We start from the raw sequence: 22862 nt of genomic DNA, 5'->3' as shown, positions 1-22862 counted from the left end.
CGCGCACGCGGCCCGCCCTTCTTCATCACAGCGAGGACATCATGCACACAGCGACTGGCCGTAAGGGACTGATTCTGGCGGGCGGATCCGGCACCCGGCTCCATCCGCTCACGCATTCGGTATCGAAGCAGCTGATGCCGGTGTACGACAAGCCGATGATCTACTACCCGCTCAGCACGATCATGCTGGCCGGCATCCGCGACGTCCTGATCATCTCGACGCCGCGCGATCTCGATGCGTTCCGGCAACTGCTCGGCGACGGCGAACAGTGGGGCATGAATTTCTCGTACGCGGTGCAGCCGAGCCCGGACGGGCTCGCGCAGGCGTTCGTGATCGGCGCGTCGTTCATCGGACACGACGCGGCGACGCTCGTGCTCGGTGACAACATCTATCACGGTCCGGCGCTGTCGTCGCTGCTGCAGCGCGTCGCCGCGCGTACGACGGGCGCAACGGTATTCGGCTATTACGTGCGCGACCCGGAGCGCTACGGCGTCGTCTCGTTCGACGAGCACGGGCGGGCGATCGATCTCGAAGAGAAGCCTCGCGACCCGAAATCGCACTACGCGGTGACGGGTCTCTACTTCTACGACAACGACGTCGTCTCGCTCGCGAAGGAGGTGCGCCCGTCCGCGCGCGGCGAGCTGGAGATCACCGACCTGAACCGCGCCTATCTGGAGAACGGCAAGCTGAACGTCGAGATCCTCGGCCGCGGCTACGCGTGGCTCGACACCGGCACGCACGAGTCGCTGCTCGATGCGGCGAATTTCATCCAGGTGATGCAGGCACGCCAGGGGCTGCAGATCGCGTGCCCCGAGGAGATCGCGTACCGGCTCGGCTGGATCGACTCGCAGCGGCTCGAAGCGCTCGCGCACGCGCTGTCGAAAAGCGGTTATGGCCGTTACCTGCTCGACGTGCTGAACAAGGAGGTCGCCGCATGACGTCCGTCATCGAGACGACGCTGCCGGGTGTGCTGCTGATCGAACCGGCGAGCTTCGGCGACGCGCGCGGCTTCTTCGTCGAAAGCTATCGCGAGTCCTGGCTGCGCGACGCGGGCGTCGACGCGGGCTTCGTGCAGGACAACCACTCGCGCTCCCGGCGCGGCGTGCTGCGCGGCCTGCACTACCAGTTCCGGCATCCGCAGGGCAAGCTCGTGCGTGTGTCGCGTGGCGCCGTGTACGACGTCGCGGTCGACATCCGGCCCGGTTCGCCGCATCTCGGACGCTGGTTCGGCACCGTGCTCGACGACGTGTCGCATCGCCAGCTGTGGATTCCGCCGGGCTTCGCGCACGGCTTCTGCGTGCTGTCCGACGAGGCCGACTTCGCGTACAAGTGCACCGCGTACTACGATCCGTCGTCGGACGCGGGCGTGCTGTGGGACGACCCCGACATCGGCATCGAATGGCCCGCGCTCGACGTGCCGTTCGAGCTGTCCGACAAGGATCGCCGACAGCCGCGCCTGCGCGACCGTGCGCCGGCGTCGCCCGACCTTCACGGAGCCCGGCGATGACGATCGTCGTGACCGGCGCGCTCGGCCAGGTCGGTCGCGAACTCCTGCTGCGCGCGGGCGCGCGCCCTGCCATCGGGCTCTCCCGCGCGCAGCTCGACATCGCCGATCCGCGAGCCGTCCGCGAAGCGCTCGCCACGCACCGCGCGACGCTCGTGATCAATGCGGCCGCGTGGACGGCCGTCGATCGCGCGGAAACCGAACCCGACGCCGCATGGCGCGCCAATTGCGCCGGCCCGGCGACGCTCGCCGACGCGTGCGCCGCGGCCGGCATCCCGTTGCTGCACCTGTCGACCGACTACGTGTTCGACGGCCGCGCGCAAGGCGCGTACGACGAAGCGGCGGGCGTCGCGCCGCTCGGTGTCTACGGGCACACCAAATGGGCAGGCGAGGAAGCGGTCCGCCAGCGGCTGCCGGATGCGCACCTGATCCTCCGGATCGCGTGGGTGTTCGGCACGCACGGCGGCAATTTCGTGCGCACGATGCTGCGGGTCGGCCGCGAGCGCGACGAACTCGCGGTCGTCGCCGACCAGTACGGCGGCCCGACGCACGCCGGCGCGGTCGCCGACGCGCTGCTTGCGATCGCGGATCGCCACCGCACGGGCGCCATCACGCGCTGGGGCACCTACCACCTGTGCGGCACACCCGTCACGACCTGGCACGGGTTCGCCGAGACGATCTTCGGGCAGGCACGGCGCGCCGGCCTCATCGATCGCATCCCGCTCGTGCGCCCGATCCGCTCGGCCGCTTATCCGCTGCCAGCGCCGCGGCCGGCGAACTCCGCACTCGACTGCACCCGCATTCGCGAGCATTTCGGCATCGAGGCGCCGTGCTGGATCCCGGCGCTCGCCGACGTGCTCGATACCTGGAAACGAACCTCATGAGCCATCGACCGAAACATGTCCTCGTCACCGGCGGCGCCGGGTTTATCGGCGCCAACTTTGTCCACTACCTGCTCGCGACGGATCCGCAGGTCCGGATCATCAATCTCGACCTGCTCACCTACGCCGGCAGCCTCGACCATCTCGCGGGCTCGGAAGACACCGGCCGCCACCGCTTCGTGCTCGGCGACATCTGCGACCGGCCGCTCGTCGAGAGCCTGCTGCGCGACCACGCGATCGACACGATCGTCCACTTTGCCGCCGAGAGCCACGTCGACCGCTCGATCACCGGCCCGGGCGAATTCGTGCGCGCGAACGTCGTCGGCACCTGGACCCTCCTCGACGCGGCGCGCACGGTCTGGATGACGGAGCGGAACGCCGACGCGCTCGCGCAGCGCCGCTTCCATCACATCGGCACCGACGAGGTGTACGGATCGCTCGCCCCGGACGATCCACCGTTCTCGGAAGCCACGCCGTACGCGCCGAATTCGCCGTATTCCGCCAGCAAAGCCGGCTCCGACCATCTCGTGCGCGCGTACTTCCACACGTACGGGCTGCCGGTCACGACGACCAACTGCTCGAACAACTACGGCCCGCGCCAGCACGTCGAGAAGTTCATCCCGACGGTGATCCGCAGCTGCGTCAACGACGTGCCCATTCCGCTCTACGGCGACGGCGCGAACGTCCGCGACTGGTTATACGTCGACGATCACTGCCGGGCGATCGATGCCGTGATCCGGCGCGGCACGGTCGGCGAGACGTACAACGTCGGAGGATGCAACGAGTGGCGCAACGCCGACATCGTCGACCTGATCTGCTCGCTGCTGGACGTGCGCCGGCCGCAGGGCGCGCCGCACGCGCGCCTCAAGCACTTCGTCGCCGATCGCCCCGGCCACGATCGCCGCTATGCGATCGACGCAGGCAAGCTCGAGCGCGAACTTCGATGGAAGCCGGCGGAAACCTTCGAGACGGGCATCCTGAAGACGCTCGACTGGTACCTGTAGGCATCCTGACGTCACTCGACACTGCCATCGCGTCCGTCATGCGGATCGGAGGCTGCCGCACGGTGTGCGGCATTCGCGAACGGCGTCGGTCTCAGAAGTGATGCAGCAGCGCGACACGCACGACGTACTGGTTCGGGCCCGACGAGATATCGGCGGCGCCCGGAACGTACGCGTAGTCGAAGTCGGTTCCGGTGTGCGCGTTCATCGCGTGCTGGTAGACGCCTTCCACGAACACTGACGTCCGCTTCGACATGTCGTAATTGAACTTCGTGCTCAGTTGATGCCACTTCGGATTGAACGCGCCGACCGTCGAAGCGACGCGAGCCTGCGTGTACGTGTACGCCGCACCGATGTAGAACGCGGGCGTGAAGTGATAGAGTCCGTTCACCTCGAAGTTGTCGAATTTCCACGATTTCCACGCACCGCCCGCCGGCTGCGTCGTACCGGTGAAATACGCGTTCGACGTCGGATCGTAGACGTCGACGTGCGAATACGTGAACCCGACGAGGGCATTCGAGAACGCGTAGTTCACGCCGATGCCGATGTTCTGCTGTGACGACGCATCGAACGTGTTGTCGCCGGTAATCGCGCCGGTCGAATCCGCATTGCGGGCGTTGTTGATTTTCAAATACGACGCGCCGACCGTCAGCCCGCCCTGCTGATATTGCAGCGCGGCGCCATACAGACGGTTGTTCGCGAAGCCGCCCGCCTGGTTGCTGAATCCATACATTGCCTCCGCGGTAATCCCGTGCCACACGGGCGACACGTACTTGACCGAATTGTTCACGCGGAACGAGTAGTCCGTGTTGTCGTTGTCGTACGGATGCGCGAACAGATAGCCAGTCCAGTTGCCGTTTGCGGTGAGCGGCGAGAAAACGTCGACGCTCGGATCGTACTGACGGCCGAACGTCACGGTGCCGTAACGATCCGACGCGATACCGACGAAGGCCTGACGGCCGAATTCCCGGCCACCCTGGCTCATTTTTCCGTTGTTGACGTCGAAGCCGCTCTCGAGGGTGAAAATCGCCTGGTAGCCTCCGCCGAGGTCCTCGGTGCCCTTGATACCCCAGCGACTACCGTAATCGTAGCCGCTCTGCAGTTGCACGGTTCCGTGGCCGCGTGCATTGCTCGTGTAGTTGATGCCGTCCTCGATCTTGCCATACAGTGTCACGCTGCTTTGTGCATGCGCGGCGGCAGCAAGCATGGCGGCGGGCGCGATGATCCCCCAACGCTTGTTCATGACGATTTCCCCCCAAAGTCTTTCGTTTTCCGGTCGCAACGCTTGTGCGCTGCGTATGCGTGCCGCGTCGAGGTCTCTCGGCGATGCGACGGGCGCAGTGTAATGAGCCGTTTTTCCGCTGTTAGTCCCCTGCGGTGGAAAGGTGCTCTTCGAAACGGGGGCTGTTTGGAGGTACGAAAAACGGATAGCAGTTTCTCGACGCCGCTCGACACAAGTGGATCGAGGAACCAGGCGGCATGAACGTGTTCTTCGTTCTGGACGACGGCTCGCTGCGCACGCCGCCGCTGTCGAGCTCGATCCTGCCGGGCATCACGCGCGCGTCGACTATCGAACTGGCGACGCGTGAAGGTATCGCCGTCGATAAGTCGCCGTACGCATTCGAGCGATTTGCCCAAATAATTTTGCCTGGGTAAGCTGCCTGACGCGCGCCGCCAGGAGACATCGGCACGTACCAGGAACCCGCGGCGCGATCGACCTGGGAGGATTCGATCCGCCGTCCCGATGTGGCTGCAGACATCATGAAGCACGAATCAGGCGCCGTATCCGGCGCCATTCCGACACGCGACACAAGCGCAACGCCGCACTCCGTGCTCGAAGACATCTACGGGATGACAGTCGGCATGGCCTTTGTGGTTATCGGGCTCGTCCTGCTCAAGGCGGCCGGACTTGTCACCGGCGGGATCGCCGGCATTGCACTGCTCGTCTCGTACCTCTGTCCATTATCGGTGGGTACGATCTTCACGCTGGTCAACCTGCCGTTCTTCATCTTCGCGCACTTCGTGATGGGGCCACGTTTCGCGATCAAATCGACGATCGCGAGCTGCGGCATCACATTCGCGCTCGCGGCGATGCCCCGGACGCTGAAAATTGCCTTCGTGAACCCGCTGTTCGCGGCATTGGCAGGCGGCACGCTGTGCGGCATGGGCATTCTTGCGCTCGCGCGGCACGGCGCGGGCGTCGGCGGTACCGGTGTCGTCACATTGTGGCTGCAGCGCGTGCGAGGCATAAACGCCGGTATTACCCAAGTGTGTATCGACGCGATGATCCTGCTGACGTCCACGCTGGTCATTCAGGCCGATCGCGTCGGCTGGTCGGCGATCAGCGCCGTCGCCATGAGCGCGATGGTCGTCGCATGGCATCGCCCGGGCCGCTATACCGGTACCGCGCCCTGAGCGGCCGGTCGACATACCGGCACATCGCGTCCAGCCGGTATCGGCAGCCTCATGCCGACCGAAGCACGGGAAAGCCATTGAACATATCAAACGCAAGTCCCCGGTGCAGCTGATGCGCGCGCCGCGTTTCGCGACACGCGGCCCGCCTTCGACGCGCAGATCGCGAGCGTTTGGATGGATGCCGATGCCGTCGATCTTTTCATCGAATCAATATTCATCGCCGATTATTCAAATTCCAACAGCAATCAATAAACAAAAACAGCCCCACCAAAAATTTACGAAAACAAAGTTAATTCTAAAAATTATCGGATCGGGAAAGCGACAATTTAATTCAGATGGAATCCAGCGAATCCAATCAACAGCCTGTGTTCCGCGCCGCAACATCGCGACTCAAAATCGACCAAATAACGGAGGGCCGGAATATTATTTCCGAAATTGATTCTCACGAGTTTTTCCTGACCCGGCCATCGCAGACTTCTCGACACTTGAGAATCAGCGATACGGAAAAGCAGGCATGTAGTTCCGGGCATGGCCATGCGACACCAAACCGCGTTACTCCACTCGTTATTACCCTAAGAAAAAACATGAAAAAGATTGCGACCGTGCTTTTCTCGGCCCTGATGTTCGTCTCCTCGTACGCTTCCGCGCAGGCGCTTTGCAAGGCCGGCAAGATCGACAAGATCGAAACCGACGCCACCGGCAACCTGCTGGCAACCATTAGCGACGGCGTCTATTCATTCAACGCCAAGGAAGTTTATCCGCTGATTTACTCGGCATATTCCTAAAACTGAAATATGTTTATCCACGGCAATAATTGCGCGAATGGCTCACCGGCCACCCGCTTTGCCATTCGATAAACTTTAAACAATCCGGAAACTACCGACATTCGGCGCCAGGGGCTGGGTTTCCATTTTTCAATCCAGCCCCGTTGTTTATCGCAGTTCCAAAAACGATGGGGCATGACACGCTCACGCCCGCAACGCAGCGCGTCTTTCGATGGATAAGTTCGGCGGCATGGATGTGGTCGACGCCCGCCGGCTCAAGGAGCTTGAATCGGAGAACGGACTCGGCGGGGGCTGTCGCAATGCAACGCATGTTGGATGCGGCAGGCGAACCGGCAGCCGTGTCCAACCGCGCTGCCGGTTCGCCTGCCGACACCGTTACGCCTGCACGAACGCCAGCAGGTCGGCGTTGAGCACGTCCGCATTGACCGTCAGCATGCCGTGCGAATAACCCGGATACGTTTTGAGCGTGCCGTTCTGCAGCAGCTTGATCGACTTCAGCGCGGCATCGGCGATCGGCACGATCTGGTCGTCTTCGCCATGCAGCACGAGCGTCGGGACGGTGATCGACTTCAGGTCCTCGGTCTGATCCGTTTCCGAAAACGCCTTGATGCCGTCGTAGTGGGCCTTCGCGCTGCCCGCCATCCCCTGCCGCCACCAGTTCCGGATGACGCCCTGATGCACCGTCGCGCCGGCCCGGTTGAAACCGTAGAATGGGCCGCTCGGCACGTCGAGGAAGAACTGCGCGCGATTGTCGGCGAGCGCCTTCCGGAAACCGTCGAATACGTCGATCGGCAAGCCTTCGGGGTTCGATTCGGTTTTCAGCATCAGCGGCGGCACCGCGCTGACCAGCACCGCCTTCGCGACGCGACCGGCCGGCTGGCCGTGCTTCGCGACGTAGCGGGCCACTTCGCCGCCGCCGGTCGAATGACCGATATGCACCGCATTGCGCAGGTCGAGCGCCTCGACGACCGCGAACGCGTCCGCGGCGTAATGATCCATGTCATGGCCGTCCGACACCTGCGCCGACCGGCCGTGGCCGCGCCGGTCGTGCGCAATCACGCGATAGCCCTTCTGAACGAAAAAGAGCAACTGCGCATCCCAGTCGTCGGACGACAACGGCCAGCCATGATGGAAGACGATGGGCTGTGCATCCTTCGGGCCCCAGTCCTTGTAGAAGATCTCGACGTTATCCTTCGTAGTGACGTATGGCATCGCGATTGACTCCTGTGAGGTGGACGAACTCGGCGTACCGGCCGGCAGCCATTATCAGCCTTTATTGTGAAACCGTGATGCCACGGTGCGCCGCGACCGCCGATCATCCACCGACGGGAAATAAACGCCCGCGATGCGAGCGATGCCGGTGCGCCCGGACGGGACGCGCGGCAAGTCGGGCCGACTGCCGATCGACGCGCTTTCCTGCCGTGCTGCATCGCGTCGACGATGTCCGTGCAAAACACCGGCAATGGGGCACCCGGATTCGCGCGCCCCGCCCGGCCGATCGTCAGCCGTCCGTCGACACCGTCACGGCCTCCCACGCACGGATTTCCTGTTCCAGCGCCGACAGCTTGTTCCGCACCAGCCGCAGCGCATCGCTGCCGAGCAACAGGTGCGCGGGCGGATGTTCCGCCGCGACGATTGCGAGCATCGCCCGCGCAGCCTTCGCGGGATCGCCCAACTGCTTGCCGCTCTTCTCCTCGCGCGCCTTGCGGATCGGGTCGAAGATCGCGTCGTAGTCGGCGATCGAGCGCGGCGTGCGCGCCATCGAGCGGCCGGCCCAGTCGGTGCGGAACGAACCGGGCGCCACGGCCGTCACCGCAATGCCGAAAGGCTCGAGCTCCTGGCCGACGGTTTCGGATATGCCTTCCAGCGCGAATTTGCTGCCGCAGTAATACGCGATTCCCGGCATCGTGATGTGGCCGCCCATCGACGTGATGTTCAGGATGCGGCCGCGCCGGCGCGCGCGCATGAACGGCACGACGGCCTTCATCATCGCGACCGCGCCGAATACGTTCACGTCGAACTGCCGGCGCATCTCGGCGAGCGGCGCTTCTTCCATGATGCCTTCGTGCCCGTAGCCGGCGTTGTTCACCAGCACGTCGACGGGCCCGACGTTCGCTTCGATTTCCGCGACGATGCCGTCGATGCGGTCGAAATCGGTCACGTCGAGCACACGCGCGAAAGCAGCCTGCGCGGACAGCGCTTCGAATTCCCGCGCCGCCTGCGCGCTTCTCACGGTACCGACCACCGTGTAGCCGGCCGCGAGCGCCTCCTGTGCGAGCGCGCGGCCGAAGCCGCTGCTGACGCCAGTGATGAGCATGATGTTGCCGGATGCCATGTTCGCTTCTCCCGAATGTCGATTGAAGCATGCATACTAGTCTGACGAACAACGTCGAATAAGCCAGATTCCGCTTATTTTCTTGCACAAAACTATGAACACCGAGCCATCCTCCCCCCGACAACCGTCGCTGCCGTCATCACCGCGAAACCGGAAACGCCTGGTCGCGCTGCTGCGCACGCTGGCGCCCGACGAAGGCTACAACCTGACGGCGCTGCCGAGCGTGCGCATCCTGCGCTCGAACCGCGCACTGTCGCGCACGCCGGTGCTGTACGACCCGGGAATCGTGATCGTCTGCCAGGGCTGCAAGCGCGGCTACTTCGGCGGCGAACGCTATCTGTACGACGAGCACCACTACCTCGCGGTGTCCGTGCCCGTCCCGTTCAGCATGGAAACCGACGCGACGCCCGAGCGCCCGCTTCTCGCGCTGTACCTGCACCTCGATTTCACGATGGCCGCCGAACTCGCGGCGCAGATCGACCGCGAAGGCATAGCGGAGCACGTACAGGCGCCGAGGACCATGATGTCGACGCCGATGGATGAAGCGATGCACGCGTCGGTGCTGCGCTTCGTCGAGGCGATGCAGCGGCCGCTCGAAGCCGCGGTGCTCGGTCCGGCGCTGCTTCGCGAGCTGTATTTCCGAGTGCTGACCGGCGCGCAGGGAAGCGCGATGCGCAGCGCACTCGCGATGCGCGGGCAGTTCGGCCGGATCGGCCGATCGCTGCGCGTGATCCATGCCGATTACGCGCAGCCGCTCGACGTGTCGCAACTGGCCGACGAGGCCGGCATGAGCGTGCCGAGCTTTCACAGCCACTTCAAGGCGGTCACACAGGTGTCGCCGATGCAGTACCTGAAGTCGACGCGCCTGCATCAGGCGCGGCTGCTGATGGTGCGCCAGGACCTGACGGCCGAGGCGGCCGGCTACGCGGTCGGTTATACGAGCCCGTCGCAGTTCAGCCGGGAATTCAAACGTCTGTTCGGCCTGACGCCGGCGAAGGAGACACAGCGCATGCGCGACAGCTTCGCGATTCCGGAGGCGTTCGAGGATGCGGTGTTCGTGTCGTCGCATTGAGGTGAGCGTGGCCGGATGGCGGTCCGGCGCGTGAACCTAGTCGCGACGTGTGGCCCCGCCGCGCGCAGCGTCGAGAACCAGACTTGCCAGCGACTTCAGGATGAGCGCGGTCACGCCCCAGATGTCCTGCGTCTGATCCGCCCAGTACCAGGCGCCTGCGCGTTCGCCGTCGGTGTATTGCCGCGGCAGATCCGGATTCAGCAGCGTGGAGAACGGAAACTCGAAGATCTCCTCGACTTCGGCCGGTGCCGCCTCCCATTCGGCCGATTCCGGCACGATGCCGATCACGGGAAAGATCGCGTGATTGCGCTTTCTGGTTTTATGAATCGGCAAGCACCCGACCACCCGAATCGCGCAGGGCTCGAGGCGGATTTCCTCGAACGCTTCGCGCAGCGCAGTCGCGCCGATGCTGCCGTCGGAATCCGCCGGACGTCCGCCCGGGAAACTCACATGCGACGAGTATTCGCTGAGCCCCGACGAACGCTTGGTCAGCAGGATCGTCGGCTCGCGCCGCGCGACGATCGCCACCAGGACAGCCGAGAGTTTCCACTGTCGATCGTTGTCGGCCAGATATTGCTTCGCCGCGAGCCAATCCGTTTCGGCAGGGATCCGGAGGCCTTCCACGCCGCGTACGATCGTTTCCAGGACACTGCTGCCGGATGCCATGTCTTCCTCCTGCACGCTTGAATCTGCAAGCTCCGGGCGATACCGAACCCGACATGGGTTGCCGGGAACGGCGTCGTTGCCGCGAAATCGAGGGAATCCGTGTTCGCATGCGGTCGCAAACGGCGCACGCTCGAGCGCGACTGTCTGCTCGAACGCAAAAATATCCGCCGGTATCGCGGGAATCTGAATTCCCGGATCGGATCGCCGTCGACCAGCCGGAGAAACCTGATCATGCATGAAAAACAGACGGCACGTATGCTGCGCCTTTCATCGAATCTTGCAGGCACAATGGCGTACTGCATCGCAACGACATGCGTTCACGGTTCCGGCGCAAACAGCCGGCAAGCTCTTGCCCCAATCCGGTGATCGTTGCATCCACGCGAGATCCAAATGACCACGTATGCCTTCCGCCTGCTGAATGTATTCGCCGAAGCCACGTTCGGCGGCAACCCGCTCTGCGTATTCGAAGATGCGCGCGGCATGGACGACGCGACCATGCAGGCACTCGCCGAGCAGTTCAACCTGTCCGAAACGACCTTCGTGTTGCCGTCGGACCGCGCGCATGCGCGGGTCCGCATCTTCACGCCGGGGTATGAAATGGCCTTCGCGGGCCATCCGACGCTCGGCACCGCGCATGTCGTGCGCGACCTGTTCGAAGCAGGCGATGACCTCGCGCTTGAGTTCAAGGCCGGGGTTGTCAACGTCAATGCGCATGACGACGTGTGGATGTTCACCGCGCCGCACGTGGGCATGCCGAAAACGGCAGCGTGCGAGTTGTCCGATGCCCGGACGGCGGCACTGCTGGGGCTGACAGCAGACGATCTGCTCGCGCCCCCGATCTGGGTCGATACAGGCGCCGATCAACTGCTGGTCGCACTCAAGGACACCGGCGCCGTGCGCCGCGCACAGCCCGACAGCGCATGCCTCGACATCTGGCCGAAAAGCAGCCTCGGCCGCAAGACCGCCTACGTGTTCGCGTTCGACGCCGAGCGCCCCGGGAAAGTGGTCTCCCGCTATTTCTTCGTGAAACAAGGCGGCATTTCGGAAGACCCGGGCACCGGATCGGCTTGCGCAAACCTCGGTGGCTGGCTGCTTGCCGCCAAACACGATCTGCCTGCGGCCTTTCAGGTCGAGCAGGGTGACACCGTCGGCCGGCCTTGCCGGCTGAGGTTGTCGGTCAGCGCAAACGGCGAAATCGGTGTCGGGGGGCGCGTAATCGAACTCGGGCGCGGTGCCGTCAACGTGTAGAAGCGGCACGTGCCGCCGCGTTTGTTATGCTGCGCGCATCGCTTGCCCGAAACGATCGTCGACATGAACACGCTCACCTCCGGCCTCGCCCGCACGCTGCGCGCATCCTGCGACGCCTGCTTCGGCACGGCCGCGATCTGGCCGCTCGTCGAGCGTGCATACAGCGAGCCGCAGCGTTTCTACCACACGCTCGCACACCTGGCGGAATTGTTCGAACACCTCGCGCCGTATCGCACGGATCCGCTGTGGCCAGCCATCGAACTCACCGTATGGGCGCACGATTTCGTCTACGCGACGACGCTGCCGGACTATGCGGACAACGAAGCGCGCAGCGCGCGCTGGCTCGTTCAGGTCACGAACGAACGCTGCACCGAGTCGTGGTTGCATGCGCACGCATCGCATGTGTCCGCTGCACACGACCTCGTGCTCGCGACAAAGTCGCACCGGCTGCCCGATACGTTCGCGTCCGATCCGGACCTGCAGCGCGCCGGGCGGATTTTTCTCGACGCCGATCTCGCGATCCTCGCAGCCACACCCGACCGGCTGCGCGAATACGACCGCGCGATCGCACGCGAATGGGCGCAGGATCCCGATGCGCCGTCGGCAACCTTCCGCGCGGGCCGCAAGCAGGCGCTCGAACAGTTGCGCGGGCAAGTCCCACTGTTTCAATCGGCGGAATTCGCGCCGCTCACGCCGCTCGCGCAACGCAATCTCGACACGCTGATCCACGCATACGCGTGAGCGTCGTATGCACCGCCGCGTGGTTGCGTCAGACGGCGTCGCGCATCTGCGCGACCGCACGCGAGCCCACCGCGAACGCGAGAATCACCGCACCGGCGAGCGCCGACGCACCAGCCAGCACGAACGCGATCGCGCGGCATGATCTCCCGCAGCAGCGACCAGCACGCCTGCGGCGCCATGAACGCGAACAGGCTCGCGATCGCGATCAGCGTGACCGCCGCGCCGAGAGAACTCGCGTGCGACGCGAGCAACACGCCACCGCGGCCCGGAGCAGATCAAGCGCCATCACTAACATCCGCGGATCGGACCGGCGTCAGCTCACGCTATCTTCCGCCTTCTGAAGCCCCCCGAGGAACCGCTTCAACTCCACCGTCCCCGGTCGCGCGAAGATCTCCTCCGGCGTCCCGCTTTCCCAGACCCTGCCCTGATGCATGAACACCACCTTGTCGCTCACCGCGCGCGCGAAGTTCATCTCGTGCGTGACCATGATCAACGTCATGTCGTCGCGCGCGAGCTGCTCGACGACACCCAGCACCTCGCCGACCAGTTCCGGGTCGAGCGCCGACGTGATTTCGTCGCACAGCAGCACGCTCGGCTTCATCGCGAGCGCGCGCGCAATCGCGACGCGCTGCTGCTGACCGCCCGACAGCTGTTCCGGAAACGCGTCGAATTTGTCGCCGAGGCCGACACGCTCGAGCATCAGCTCCGCGATCGCGCGCGCCTGCTGGCGATGCGACTTCTTCACGACCGACTGCGCGAGCATCACGTTTTGTCCGGCGCTCAGATGCGGAAACAGGTTGTATTGCTGGAACACCATTCCGACCTTGAGCCGCAGTGCACGCAAGTCCGCGTGTCGCGCATCGACGCGTTCTCCGTCGATCGCGATCGTGCCCGCATCGATGCTCTCGAGCCCGTTGAGCGTGCGCAGCAGCGTGCTCTTGCCCGAACCGCTGCGGCCGATGATCGACACGACTTGCCCGCGTTCGACGGAGAAATCGATGCCCTTGAGCACATGATGGGTACCGAAATTCTTTTCGAGACCACGGGTTTCAACGAGCGGCATTCCATCTCCTTTGCAACGTGCGCGCGTAACGGGTAAGCGGATAACAGAGTGCGAAATAGATGAGCGCGACGAGCCCGTACACGACGAACGGACGGAACGTCGCGTTCGAGATCGCGACGCCGACCTTGGTCAGCTCGGTGAAGCCGATGATCGACACCAGCGCCGTGTCCTTGACGGCCTGCACGCCGAACCCGACCGTAGGCGCGATCGCGATGCGCGCGGCCTGCGGCAGGATCACATGACGCAACTGCTCGACGTAGCTCATCGCGAGGCTTGCCGATGCCTCCCACTGCCCTTTCGGCACCGCGTCGACGCAGCCGCGCCAGATTTCCGCGAGATATGCACTCGTGAAGAACGTGAGGCCGGCCGTGGCCGCAACCCACGGCGACACATCGAGACCGATGAGCGGCAGGCCGAAGAACACGACAAACAGCTGCATCAGCAATGGGGTTCCCTGGAACACCTCGATGTACAGCTTCGCGCAACTGCGCAGCACGCGCGAGTTCGACACGCGCATCACGAGCAACCCGAGGCCGACGAGACCGCCGGACAGAAACGACACGATCGACAGCACGACCGTCCAGCGTGCGGCGAGCAGCAGGTTTGCCAGAATCTGCCCGAACGTGAAATCGATCATCGTGCACCTCGCACACGGCGGGAGAACAGGCGGCGCCCCATCGAGCCAAGCGCGGCGCGCAGCAGCAGCGCCATCGCCAGATACGCGAGCGCGATCACGAAATACGTTTCGAACGAGCGGAAATTGCGCGACTGGATATAACTCGCCGCGTAGGTGAGATCGGCCACCGAGATCTGCGACACGACGGCCGAGCCGAGCATCGTGATGACGATCTGGCTCGCGAGCGCCGGAAACACCTTCGCGAGCGCCTGCGGCAACACGACGTGGCGCAGCATCTGCGCGCGCGACATCGCAAGCGCGGCGGCGGCCTCGAGATGCCCCTTCGGCACGGCGGCGACGCCCGCGCGCACGATCTCGACCGAGTACGCGCCGAGATTCAGCGTCATCGCGAGAATTGCGGCCGTGTATTCGTCGATGTGCACGCCGAGCGCGGGCAATCCGAAGAAGATAAAGAATAGCTGCACGACGAATGGCGTGTTGCGAACCGCCTCGACGTACGCGCCGACCAACGGACGCAGCCGCACGGCCGCGCGCGCGTCGGCGCTGTACGCGGCCGCGCCGAGCACGCCGATCGAAACGCCGAGCACGGTCGCGACGGCGGTCAGCGCGAACGTAGTCGCCGCGCCGCTCGCGAACATGCCGGCGTATTCGGCGAGCTCGCCGAATCGAAGCTGATAGCTCATGACAGATGGGAAGGATCGGGTTCAGACGACGATCGTCGCGCCGTCGCAGGCACGGCGGCGATCGCTCACAGGCCGGCAGGCAACGGCTGGCCGAGCCACTTCTTCGACATCGCGCTCAGCGTGCCGTCCTGCTTCGCATGTGCGATCGCGTCGTCGATCTTCGCGAGCAGGCGTGCTTCGTTCTTGTTCACGCCGACGAAGCACGGCGAATTCTTGATCACGAACTTGACCTCGGGCCGGCGCGGCGGATTCTTCGCGAGAATCGCTGCTGCGACGATGTTGCCGGCCGCGATCAATTGCACCTGCCCTGAAAGGAACGCCTGGATCGTCGCGTTGTTGTCCTCGAAGCGCTTGATCGTCGCGTTCGGTGCGAGCTGCGACAGCGCGATCTCCTCGAGTGCGCCGCGCGTGGCGCCGACCGTTTTGCCATTCAGGTCGGCGGGCGTGCTCACTTTCACGTCGGCCGGCCCGAACACGCCCTGGAAATACGGTGCGTACGCGGTCGAGAAGTCGACGACCTTCTCGCGCTCCGGCGTCTTGCCGAGCGACGAGATCACCATGTCGACCTTGTTGGTCGTCAGATACGGAATCCGGTTCGCGCTGTTCACGGGCACCAGCTTCAGCTTCACGCCGAGCGATTTCGCAAGCAGTTCGGCCATGTCGATGTCATAGCCCTGCGGCTGCATGTCGGTACCAACCGAGCCGAACGGCGGATAGTCCTCCGGCACCGCGACGCGCAGCGCGCCGCTTTTCGCAATGGTGTCGAGCGCGTCGGCACGCGCAGGCGCGGCGGCAAACAGCGCCATCACGGGCGCGGCAATCAGCGCAGCCAGCCATGCGCGTCGGGGGAACGGTCGGGTGATCGAATTCACGGTGAGTCTTCCTTGTCTCGTCTGTCGTCGGGCAGCGCGCAACCGTTGCGCGGCCATGCCCACTTCAGCAAAAACCGGGCCACCCCCGCTTGCCGCTTCAATTGTCGGCAATAACCGCCAAGCGTGCCGAAATGTATTCCTCATTTCGGTGCATGATTCGATGCCGAATGCCGCGGTTGCCCGTTCGCGGCGCGCGCCCATGCACCAAACCATCCGACCAGTCTGACCAGACGAATCGGCCGGCGATCGCGCGAGGCACGCCAGCTACCGCCAGTAAAACCACCGCACATCCCCATCCCAAATAGTGACCCCTATAACATCAGGAGATTGCATTTTCACATCTAATGTGATTTTATTATCACTCGTTGCAGGCCGCCGCCGACCACGCATGCGGCGCACCCCATACCAAGGAAGAGACGCAGATGGAGACAATCGCCGTCATCGGCAGCAACATGGTCGACCTCGTGACCTATGTCACGCGCATGCCCGCCCGGGGCGAAACGCTCGAAGCACCGAACTTCGAGCTCGGCTGCGGCGGCAAGGGCGCGAACCAGGCAGTCGCGGCCGCGCGCCTCGGCGCGCGCGTCGTGATGGTGACGAAGGTCGGCGACGACGTGTTCGCCGACAACACGATCCGCAACTTCGAGCGCGAAGGGATCGACACCACGCACGTGCGCAAGGTCGCCGGCGTGCCGAGCGGCGTCGCGCCGATCTTCGTCGAACCCGATTCGAGCAACAGCATCCTGATCGTCAAGGGCGCGAACCGCCACCTGAAGCCGGCCGACATCGATGCGGCCGCGCCGATGCTCGCCGAATGCGCGCTGATCGTGCTGCAGCTCGAGATCGAGCTCGACACCGTCTATCACGCGATCGCGTTCGGCGCGCGCCACGGCATCCCCGTTTTGCTGAACCCCGCGCCCGCGGTAGCCGACCTCGATTTCGAGCGGATCCGCTCCGTCGAATTCTTCGTGCCGAACGAAACCGAGCTCGCGATCGTGTCGGGCATGCCGGTCGATTCGCGCGACACCGCGGCGCGCGCCGCCGAAGCGCTGGTCGCGCGCGGCCTGAAGCATGTGCTCGTCACGCTCGGCGACAAGGGCTCGCTGCTCGTGTCGCGCGACGGCTTGCGGCACGTGCCGGGCGTGCCGGTCGACGCGCGCGATACGACGGGCGCCGGCGACGCGTATATCGGCTGCTTCGCGCGCTGCTATGCCGCGTCGCGCGACGCGCTCGACGCGATGCGCCACGCATCCGCGTACGCCGCGCATTCGGTCACGGGCCTCGGCACGCAGAAGTCGTACGCCGACGCCGCGACGTTCGAACGCTTCCTCCGCGACGCCGGCCTCTGACCGGCGCCTTCATCGACGAGACAATTGGGAAGGAGACACCCGTGAGCCGAGCCAGAATCGAACACACACCCGACGGCTATTACCTGAACCGCACGCCGCTTTTCGCATTCACGCTGCTGTGCTGCCTGTTCGCGCTGTGGGGCACCGCCGCGAACCTGAACGACGTGCTGATCGCGCAGTTCAAGAAGTCGTTCTTCCTGTCCGACTTCGAATCGGCGTTCGTGCAGTCCGCGTTCTATCTCGGCTACTTCTTCCTCGCGATCCCCGCCGCAACCGTCGTGAAGAAGTTCAGCTACAAGACGACGATCCTCGTCGGCCTGCTGCTCTACACGACCGGCTGCCTGCTGTTCTTCCCGGCCGCATCGATGGCGAAGTACGGGATGTTCCTCGTCGCGCTGTTCGTGATCGCCGCGGGCCTGTCGTTCCTCGAGACGGCGTCGAACTCGTATTCGACGTTGATGGGCCCGCGCGACACCAGCACGCGGCGGCTGAACATCTCGCAGACGTTCTACCCGTTCGGCGCGATGGCCGGCGTGTACATGGGCAGCTTCCTGATCTTCAAGGAAGGCGATGCGTCGCATGCGCAACTCGCGGCGATGTCGGCGGCCGACGCGCACGTGCACCAGCTCGCGATGATCCAGGCCACGCTCGAGCCGTACAAATGGCTGATCGTCGTGCTCGTCGCGGTGTTCATCGTGTTTGCGCTCACGCCCTACCCGGCCTGCAAGGGCAACGGGCCTGGCGCAGCCACGCACAAGATCGACGCGCGCGGCACGCTCGCACGCCTGTTCGGCAACCGGCGCTTCGTCGCAGGCGTCGTCGCGCAGTTCCTGTACGTCGGCGCGCAGGTCGGCGTATGGAGCTTCACGATCCGGCTCGCGATGCAAATCGGCGGCCTCACCGAGCGCGACGCATCGCACTACCTGCTCGCGACGTTCTTCGCGTTCTTCGTCGGCAAGCTGGTCGCGACGCTCGTGATGAAGCGTGTCGGCCCGGCCAAGGTGCTGATCGTCTACGGCATCCTGTGCATCGCGCTGCTCGCGTACACGATCGGCGTGCACAACATCACGGCAGTTTATGCGGCCGTGTGCGTGAGCGTGTTCCTCGGCCCGTGCTGGCCGACGATCTACGGCCTCACGATCGACGGCCTCGGCAAGGACACCGAATACGGCGGCTCGATCCTCGTGATGAGCATCGTCGGCGGCGCGGTCGTGCCGCTGATCCAGGGGCTGATCTCCGACCATACCGGCGGCAACATGCAACTCGCGTTCGTCGTGCCGCTCGCGTGCTTCGTCGTGATCGTCTACTACGGCTTCTACTGCCTGCGCCACCTGCCGGCCGCGACGCCCGACGCGACAGCCGACGGCAAAACACCCGCGCGCTACGCAGCGACGCGCACCACGTCGGGAGCGTAACCATGCGAGGCGAGATCGAACTGCGGCGCGACGACTTCCGCGACGCTCCGCGCACGCTGTACCGCACCGACGGCATCACCGTCACCGCGTTCGCGTATCCGTCCGGCGTCGAGGCGCTGAAGCTCGAGAACCGCCGCGGCCACGTCGTCGTGCTGCCGTATCTCGGCCAGATGATCTGGGCCGCCGCGTTCGACGGCCGCGACCTGACGATGAAGCACATGTTCCGGCAGCCGAAGCGCGCGGCGTCGATCATCGATACCTACGGTTGCTTCATGTTCCACAGCGGGCTGCTGCGCAACGGCTGCCCGGGCCCGGACGACACGCACGCGCTGCACGGCGAGATGCCGTGTGCGCCGATGGATCGCGCGAGCCTGATCGTCGGCACGGATGCGCACGGCGCAACGGTCGAAGTGACCGGCGAATACGAATACGTGCAGGGCTTCGGCAGCCACTACGTCGCGCGTCCGTCGGTGCGGCTCGCGGAGCATGACGCGCAGATGACGATCGCGATGGCCGTGACGAATCTCGGCGGCACGCCGATGGACCTGATGTACATGGCACACCTGAACTATGCGTACGTGCCGGGCGGCCGTTTCGTGCAATCGCTGCCGCGCGGCGGATTGCGATTGCGCGACAGTGTGCCCGCACACGTGAAGCCGACCGCCGCGTGGCGCGACTATACGGCCACGCTCGCATGCGAACCGGAACGGCTCGCGACGCTCGATACGCCCGCGCTGTACGACCCCGAGATCGTGTTTTTCATCGACGGTGCGGAAACGGATGCAGACGGCGTCGCGCATTTCCTGCTCGCGCATCCGGACGGCGGCGCATTCCACACCGCGTACCGCCCCGAACAGTTCCCGCATGCGACGCGCTGGATCCTGCACAACGCGGACCAGCAGGTCGCCGCGTTCGCGCTGCCGTCGACCTGCGAGCCGGAGGGGTATGAAGCCGAACGCCGCAAGGGCCATGTCGCGGCGCTCGCGCCGGGGGCAACGCGCCGCTTCGACGTGGTCACCGGCTACCTGAGCGCGGCGGAAGCACGCGATGCGTGAAACGATGCGCGGCCGCGTTGCGTCAGGTCACGAGCGCGATCCCGTGCTCGCGGATCGCCGTTTCGTAGCGGCTGCCCAGTTGCCCGTCGGAGATCACGTAGTTGAAGTCGGTCAGTTCGGCGAAATAGGCCGCGCGCACTTCGTCGAACTTCGTATGGTCGACGAGCAGGAAGCGGTTCTGCGCGCGCGCCATCACCTTCTTCTTCGCGTCGACTTCGTGGAAGTTGAAGCACGTGACGCCGCAGCGGTCGCTCACGCCGGCCGCGGAGATGAACGCCTTCGACACGCGCACCGTGTCGAGGATGCCGGTTTCGGCGACCGACTCGAACACCATGTTCTTGCGGTGATACGCGCCGCCGCACAGGATCACGCTGCAATGCGGCTTTTGCTGCAGCTTCGCGAACACGTTCAGCGAATTGCAGACGGCCGTGAATTCGAGGTCGTCCGGGATGAAGTCGACGATGAACGGCGTGGTCGAGCCGCAGTCGACGAAGATCGTGTCGCCGGTCGTCACGAACTGCGCGGCCAGCTTGCCGATGCGGCGCTTTTCCTCGGTCTGCCGGTTGTTCTCGGCGCTGATCAGGTACTCGCCGATGTCGCTGCGCTGCGCGGCGAAATGGCGCGTCACGTAGCCGCCGATCAGGCTCAGGCCGTGCGGGTTGTCCGCGAGATCGCGGCGGATCGTCATCTCGGACACGCCGAACAGCTCGGCGACTTCCCTCAGATGAATCGCGTTCTGCCCTTGCAGCACGTTCATCAGCGTCTTGATCCGTTCGCCCTTCTTCGTTTCCATGCCTGTATCCTGCGTGCCTGTCGCACTCGTCGCTCGTCGTGCCGGGCGTGCGGGCCCGGCCGGAATGTCGTATTTGTAACAAACCGATGTGAAAACATCAACTTTCCGTGTGCCTTTCCGGCACACGATCCGTGGAGTCCTGAAACATGCCGCTTTCCAACGCCCAACTCGCCCAAACCATCGATCACACGCTGCTCGCGCCCGACGCGAGCGACGCGCAGATCCGCGAACTGTGCCGCCAGGCGGCCGCGCATCGCTTTTACTCGGTCTGCGTGAATTCGGCGAACGTGCCGCTCGCCGCACGCGAGCTGGCCGATACCGGCGTGCTCGTCTGCGCGGTGGTCGGCTTTCCGCTCGGCGCGGCGCTGTCGGCCGCGAAGGCATTCGAGGCGTCGGCCGCGATCGCGGCGGGCGCCGGCGAGATCGACATGGTGATCAACCTCGGCGCGCTGAAGAGCGGCCGCGCCGACGACGTGAAAGCCGACATCGCGGCCGTGCAGCATGCGTGCGGAGCGGTCCCGCTGAAGGTGATCCTCGAGACGGGGCTTCTGAGCGACGACGAGAAGGTGCGCGTGTGCGAGATGTGCCGCGATCTCGGCGTCGCGTTCGTGAAAACGTCGACGGGCTTCGGCCACGGCGGCGCGACGCTCGCGGATGTCGCGCTGATGCGCCGCACGGTCGGGCCGGACCTCGGCGTGAAGGCATCGGGCGGCGTGCGCGACCGCGCGGCCGCGCTCGCGATGCTCGAGGCCGGCGCGACGCGGCTCGGCACGAGCTCGGGGGTGGCGATCGTCACCGATCAGGACGGCAGCGATTCGGCGTACTGACGCGCGAAGGGCGGGTGCCCGAACCGGACTGTCAGCGGCGGTGTCGAAATCCATTCACCGCCACGAGCCGTTCGTCCGCCACCACGGCAAGCCGCGAAGCGTGGCTCCGCATTCGGCTTGCCCGCTTCGGGAGGAACGAGCCAGCGCGCAGCTCCGGTCCAAAAAAACAACCGATCATCCGCAAATCAGGCCACCGTCGGCGACTTGCGGAACGTGCATATCCGCTGTCAGCCGGATCGCGAGCGGCTCAATTCCACGCATGGCGCGCCGGACGCACGCCGTTCAGGTAGTAGTTGCCGACGAGGTGATACTTCCACCGCACCGGATCGTGCAGCGTATGCGTGCGCGCGTTGCGCCAATGCCGGTCGAGATTGTGCTCGGCGAGCGTCGACTGCGTGCCGGCCAGCTCGAACAGCTTCTCGCCCGCGAGCAGCGCGATCTCGGTCGTCAGCACCTTCGCTTCGCCGACCGCGACCGACGCGCGCGCGACATCGTCGTCGGTCACCGTGCCGCGCGCGCCGATCTCGTCGAGCGTGCGCGCCGCGCGTTCGAGCAGCGCTTCCGCCGCATGAAGCTGGATGTGCAGACGGCCGATCTCGCGGAGGATCAGCGGATCGTCTGCCGCCCGTTCGACGCCGCTGTCGACCCACGGCCGCGTGCGGGTGCGCACGAACGCCAGCGTATCGTCGATGGCCGCTTTCGCGATGCCGGCATCGATCGCCGCCTGGATGATCTGCGACAGCGGGCCATTGAGCGTCGGCTCGTCCGACACGCGCTGCGCGGGCAGCACATGCGACGCGGGCACGCGCACGCTGTCGAGCACCACCGTGCCGCTCGCGGTCGTGCGCTGCCCGAACCCCGACCAGTCGTCGATCACGGTCAGCCCAGGCGTCGGCTGCGGCACGTACGCAAGCCACGCGTGCTGTGCGTCGTCGAGACCGAGCACCGGCACGTAATGCGCGAACAGCGCACCCGTCGAGTAGAACTTCGTGCCGTCGACGACATAGTCGTCGCCGTCGCGGCGCACGCGCGTCTTCAGGTCGAGTACGTGCTTCGTGCCCTTCTCCGAGAAGCCGTTGCCGAACCGCTTGCCGCTCAGCACTTCCGCGAAGAAATAGCGCTTCTGCGCGTCGGTGCCGACCAGCGCGATCACGTCGACCAGCCCGAAATGATTCTGCGGCAACTGTCCGAGCGACGCATCGGCCGCCGCGACGATCTTGATCACCTCGGTGAGCGTCACATGCGATACGCCCGCGCCGCCGTATGCCTTCGGCACCGTGATCGCCCATAGCCCCGACTGCGAGAACCATTCGATCTCGTCGCGCGGCAACCGGCGCTCCCGATCGCGTTCGGCGGCGCCTTCCGCAAGCCGCTGCGCCAGCGCATGTGCGGCCGCGACCGCCTGCGCATCGTCGGCGATCACACGGGCCGCTTGCGGTTTCGCTTCGGTCGACCGCTCCTGAATCGTGGCGCTCGTATCTGACATCGGGCTCTCCTGTCGAATCACGAAAGCGTTCAAT

23 protein-coding genes and 1 pseudogene are annotated in these 22862 nt (G+C 65.1%); 14 read left to right on the top strand and 10 right to left on the bottom strand.

Annotated features, from left to right (window positions below; all coding sequences use genetic code 11):
- Positions 1-41: 41 nt before the first annotated feature.
- From rfbA to rfbB, 4 genes are read left to right on the top strand one after another with little or no spacing between them, the layout of a single operon-like run.
- Positions 42-938 carry a glucose-1-phosphate thymidylyltransferase RfbA gene (rfbA, locus tag DM992_RS37085; protein ID WP_111021189.1) on the top strand — a complete coding sequence of 299 codons (897 nt, stop codon included), beginning with the start codon at positions 42-44 and terminating at the stop codon, positions 936-938.
- Positions 935-1507 (top strand): dTDP-4-dehydrorhamnose 3,5-epimerase, encoded by a 573-nt coding sequence (rfbC, locus tag DM992_RS37080; protein ID WP_111021187.1) that lies wholly within the window; start codon positions 935-937, stop codon positions 1505-1507. Before rfbA ends, rfbC begins: the two co-directional genes overlap by 4 nt.
- Positions 1504-2388 carry a dTDP-4-dehydrorhamnose reductase gene (rfbD, locus tag DM992_RS37075; RefSeq protein ID WP_111021185.1) on the top strand — a complete coding sequence of 295 codons (885 nt, stop codon included), beginning with the start codon at positions 1504-1506 and terminating at the stop codon, positions 2386-2388. The genes rfbC and rfbD overlap by 4 nt, the downstream gene beginning before the upstream one ends.
- Complete coding sequence (gene rfbB, locus DM992_RS37070) at positions 2385-3389, top strand: dTDP-glucose 4,6-dehydratase (protein WP_111021183.1); 1005 nt, start codon at positions 2385-2387, stop codon at positions 3387-3389. The genes rfbD and rfbB overlap by 4 nt, the downstream gene beginning before the upstream one ends.
- A gap of 91 nt (positions 3390-3480) precedes the next feature.
- Here the strand turns inward: rfbB and DM992_RS37065 are convergent, their stop codons facing one another.
- Positions 3481-4629, bottom strand: coding sequence for a porin (locus DM992_RS37065; protein ID WP_111021181.1), 1149 nt, complete (start codon positions 4627-4629; stop codon positions 3481-3483).
- A 191-nt stretch (positions 4630-4820) separates the two neighbouring features.
- Between DM992_RS37065 and DM992_RS37060 the strand changes: the two are divergent.
- The 3 genes and pseudogenes from DM992_RS37060 to DM992_RS43180 form a co-directional block, all read left to right on the top strand.
- Positions 4821-5012 (top strand): annotated as a pseudogene (locus tag DM992_RS37060) (aminotransferase class IV); the annotation flags it as partial.
- 135 nt (positions 5013-5147) lie between these two features.
- Positions 5148-5801, top strand: coding sequence for a YitT family protein (locus tag DM992_RS37055; protein WP_111021159.1), 654 nt, complete (start codon positions 5148-5150; stop codon positions 5799-5801).
- Positions 5802-6136: 335 nt separating this feature from the next.
- Positions 6137-6586, top strand: coding sequence for a hypothetical protein (locus DM992_RS43180; RefSeq protein ID WP_239511483.1), 450 nt, complete (start codon positions 6137-6139; stop codon positions 6584-6586).
- 375 nt (positions 6587-6961) lie between these two features.
- On the opposite strand, the gene DM992_RS37040 is transcribed toward DM992_RS43180, so the two are convergent.
- Together DM992_RS37040 and DM992_RS37035 are read right to left on the bottom strand one after the other, a co-directional pair.
- The gene (locus DM992_RS37040) at positions 6962-7798 is read right to left on the bottom strand and encodes an alpha/beta hydrolase (protein WP_111021157.1); all 837 of its coding nucleotides are present in this window, start codon (positions 7796-7798) and stop codon (positions 6962-6964) included.
- Between the two features lie 289 nt (positions 7799-8087).
- Positions 8088-8921, bottom strand: coding sequence for an oxidoreductase (locus DM992_RS37035; protein WP_111021155.1), 834 nt, complete (start codon positions 8919-8921; stop codon positions 8088-8090).
- A 94-nt stretch (positions 8922-9015) separates the two neighbouring features.
- Between DM992_RS37035 and DM992_RS37030 the strand changes: the two genes are divergently transcribed.
- Complete coding sequence (locus DM992_RS37030; protein ID WP_111021153.1) at positions 9016-9993, top strand: AraC family transcriptional regulator; 978 nt, start codon at positions 9016-9018, stop codon at positions 9991-9993.
- Between the two features lie 36 nt (positions 9994-10029).
- On the opposite strand, the gene DM992_RS37025 is transcribed toward DM992_RS37030, so the two are convergent.
- The gene (locus tag DM992_RS37025) at positions 10030-10659 is read right to left on the bottom strand and encodes a CoA pyrophosphatase (protein WP_111021151.1); all 630 of its coding nucleotides are present in this window, start codon (positions 10657-10659) and stop codon (positions 10030-10032) included.
- A 390-nt stretch (positions 10660-11049) separates the two neighbouring features.
- On the opposite strand from DM992_RS37025, the gene DM992_RS37020 reads away from it, so the two are divergent.
- Positions 11050-11907: a PhzF family phenazine biosynthesis protein gene (locus DM992_RS37020; RefSeq protein WP_111021149.1), complete on the top strand. Its 858-nt coding sequence runs from the start codon at positions 11050-11052 to the stop codon at positions 11905-11907.
- 63 nt (positions 11908-11970) lie between these two features.
- Entirely contained in the window at positions 11971-12648 is a 678-nt protein-coding gene (locus DM992_RS37015; protein WP_162631827.1) for a hypothetical protein, read from the top strand.
- Positions 12649-12961: 313 nt separating this feature from the next.
- Here DM992_RS37015 and DM992_RS37005 read toward each other — a convergent pair whose 3' ends face one another.
- From DM992_RS37005 to DM992_RS36990, 4 genes are all read right to left on the bottom strand, one after another.
- A complete protein-coding gene (locus DM992_RS37005; protein WP_111021146.1) occupies positions 12962-13711 on the bottom strand; it encodes an amino acid ABC transporter ATP-binding protein in 750 nt (249 codons plus the stop codon).
- Positions 13698-14348, bottom strand: a complete 651-nt coding sequence (locus DM992_RS37000; protein ID WP_111021144.1) for an amino acid ABC transporter permease — start codon at positions 14346-14348, stop codon at positions 13698-13700. The genes DM992_RS37005 and DM992_RS37000 overlap by 14 nt, the downstream gene beginning before the upstream one ends.
- Positions 14345-15031 carry an amino acid ABC transporter permease gene (locus DM992_RS36995; protein WP_111021142.1) on the bottom strand — a complete coding sequence of 229 codons (687 nt, stop codon included), beginning with the start codon at positions 15029-15031 and terminating at the stop codon, positions 14345-14347. Before DM992_RS36995 ends, DM992_RS37000 begins: the two co-directional genes overlap by 4 nt.
- 65 nt (positions 15032-15096) lie before the next feature.
- Complete coding sequence (locus DM992_RS36990; protein ID WP_034184581.1) at positions 15097-15903, bottom strand: transporter substrate-binding domain-containing protein; 807 nt, start codon at positions 15901-15903, stop codon at positions 15097-15099.
- 422 nt (positions 15904-16325) lie between these two features.
- Between DM992_RS36990 and rbsK the strand changes: the two genes are divergently transcribed.
- From rbsK to DM992_RS36975, 3 genes are read left to right on the top strand one after another with little or no spacing between them, the layout of a single operon-like run.
- Complete coding sequence (gene rbsK, locus DM992_RS36985; RefSeq protein ID WP_111021636.1) at positions 16326-17252, top strand: ribokinase; 927 nt, start codon at positions 16326-16328, stop codon at positions 17250-17252.
- A gap of 41 nt (positions 17253-17293) precedes the next feature.
- The gene (gene fucP / locus DM992_RS36980; RefSeq protein ID WP_111021140.1) at positions 17294-18667 is read left to right on the top strand and encodes an L-fucose:H+ symporter permease; all 1374 of its coding nucleotides are present in this window, start codon (positions 17294-17296) and stop codon (positions 18665-18667) included.
- A 2-nt stretch (positions 18668-18669) separates the two neighbouring features.
- The gene (locus tag DM992_RS36975) at positions 18670-19722 is read left to right on the top strand and encodes an aldose 1-epimerase family protein (protein ID WP_111021138.1); all 1053 of its coding nucleotides are present in this window, start codon (positions 18670-18672) and stop codon (positions 19720-19722) included.
- Between the two features lie 22 nt (positions 19723-19744).
- On the opposite strand, the gene deoR is transcribed toward DM992_RS36975, so the two are convergent.
- A complete protein-coding gene (gene deoR / locus DM992_RS36970) occupies positions 19745-20515 on the bottom strand; it encodes a DNA-binding transcriptional repressor DeoR (RefSeq protein ID WP_111021136.1) in 771 nt (256 codons plus the stop codon).
- Positions 20516-20661: 146 nt separating this feature from the next.
- Between deoR and deoC the strand changes: the two genes are divergently transcribed.
- Positions 20662-21342, top strand: coding sequence for a deoxyribose-phosphate aldolase (gene deoC / locus DM992_RS36965; protein ID WP_111021134.1), 681 nt, complete (start codon positions 20662-20664; stop codon positions 21340-21342).
- Positions 21343-21589: 247 nt separating this feature from the next.
- Here deoC and DM992_RS36960 read toward each other — a convergent pair whose 3' ends face one another.
- Positions 21590-22828: an SfnB family sulfur acquisition oxidoreductase gene (locus tag DM992_RS36960; RefSeq protein ID WP_111021133.1), complete on the bottom strand. Its 1239-nt coding sequence runs from the start codon at positions 22826-22828 to the stop codon at positions 21590-21592.
- Positions 22829-22862: the final 34 nt, after the last annotated feature.

The organism is Burkholderia sp. JP2-270 (assembly GCF_003233675.1).
GTDB lineage: Bacteria > Pseudomonadota > Gammaproteobacteria > Burkholderiales > Burkholderiaceae > Burkholderia > Burkholderia pyrrocinia_C.
This window is presented reverse-complemented; position numbering and strand designations above follow the sequence as displayed.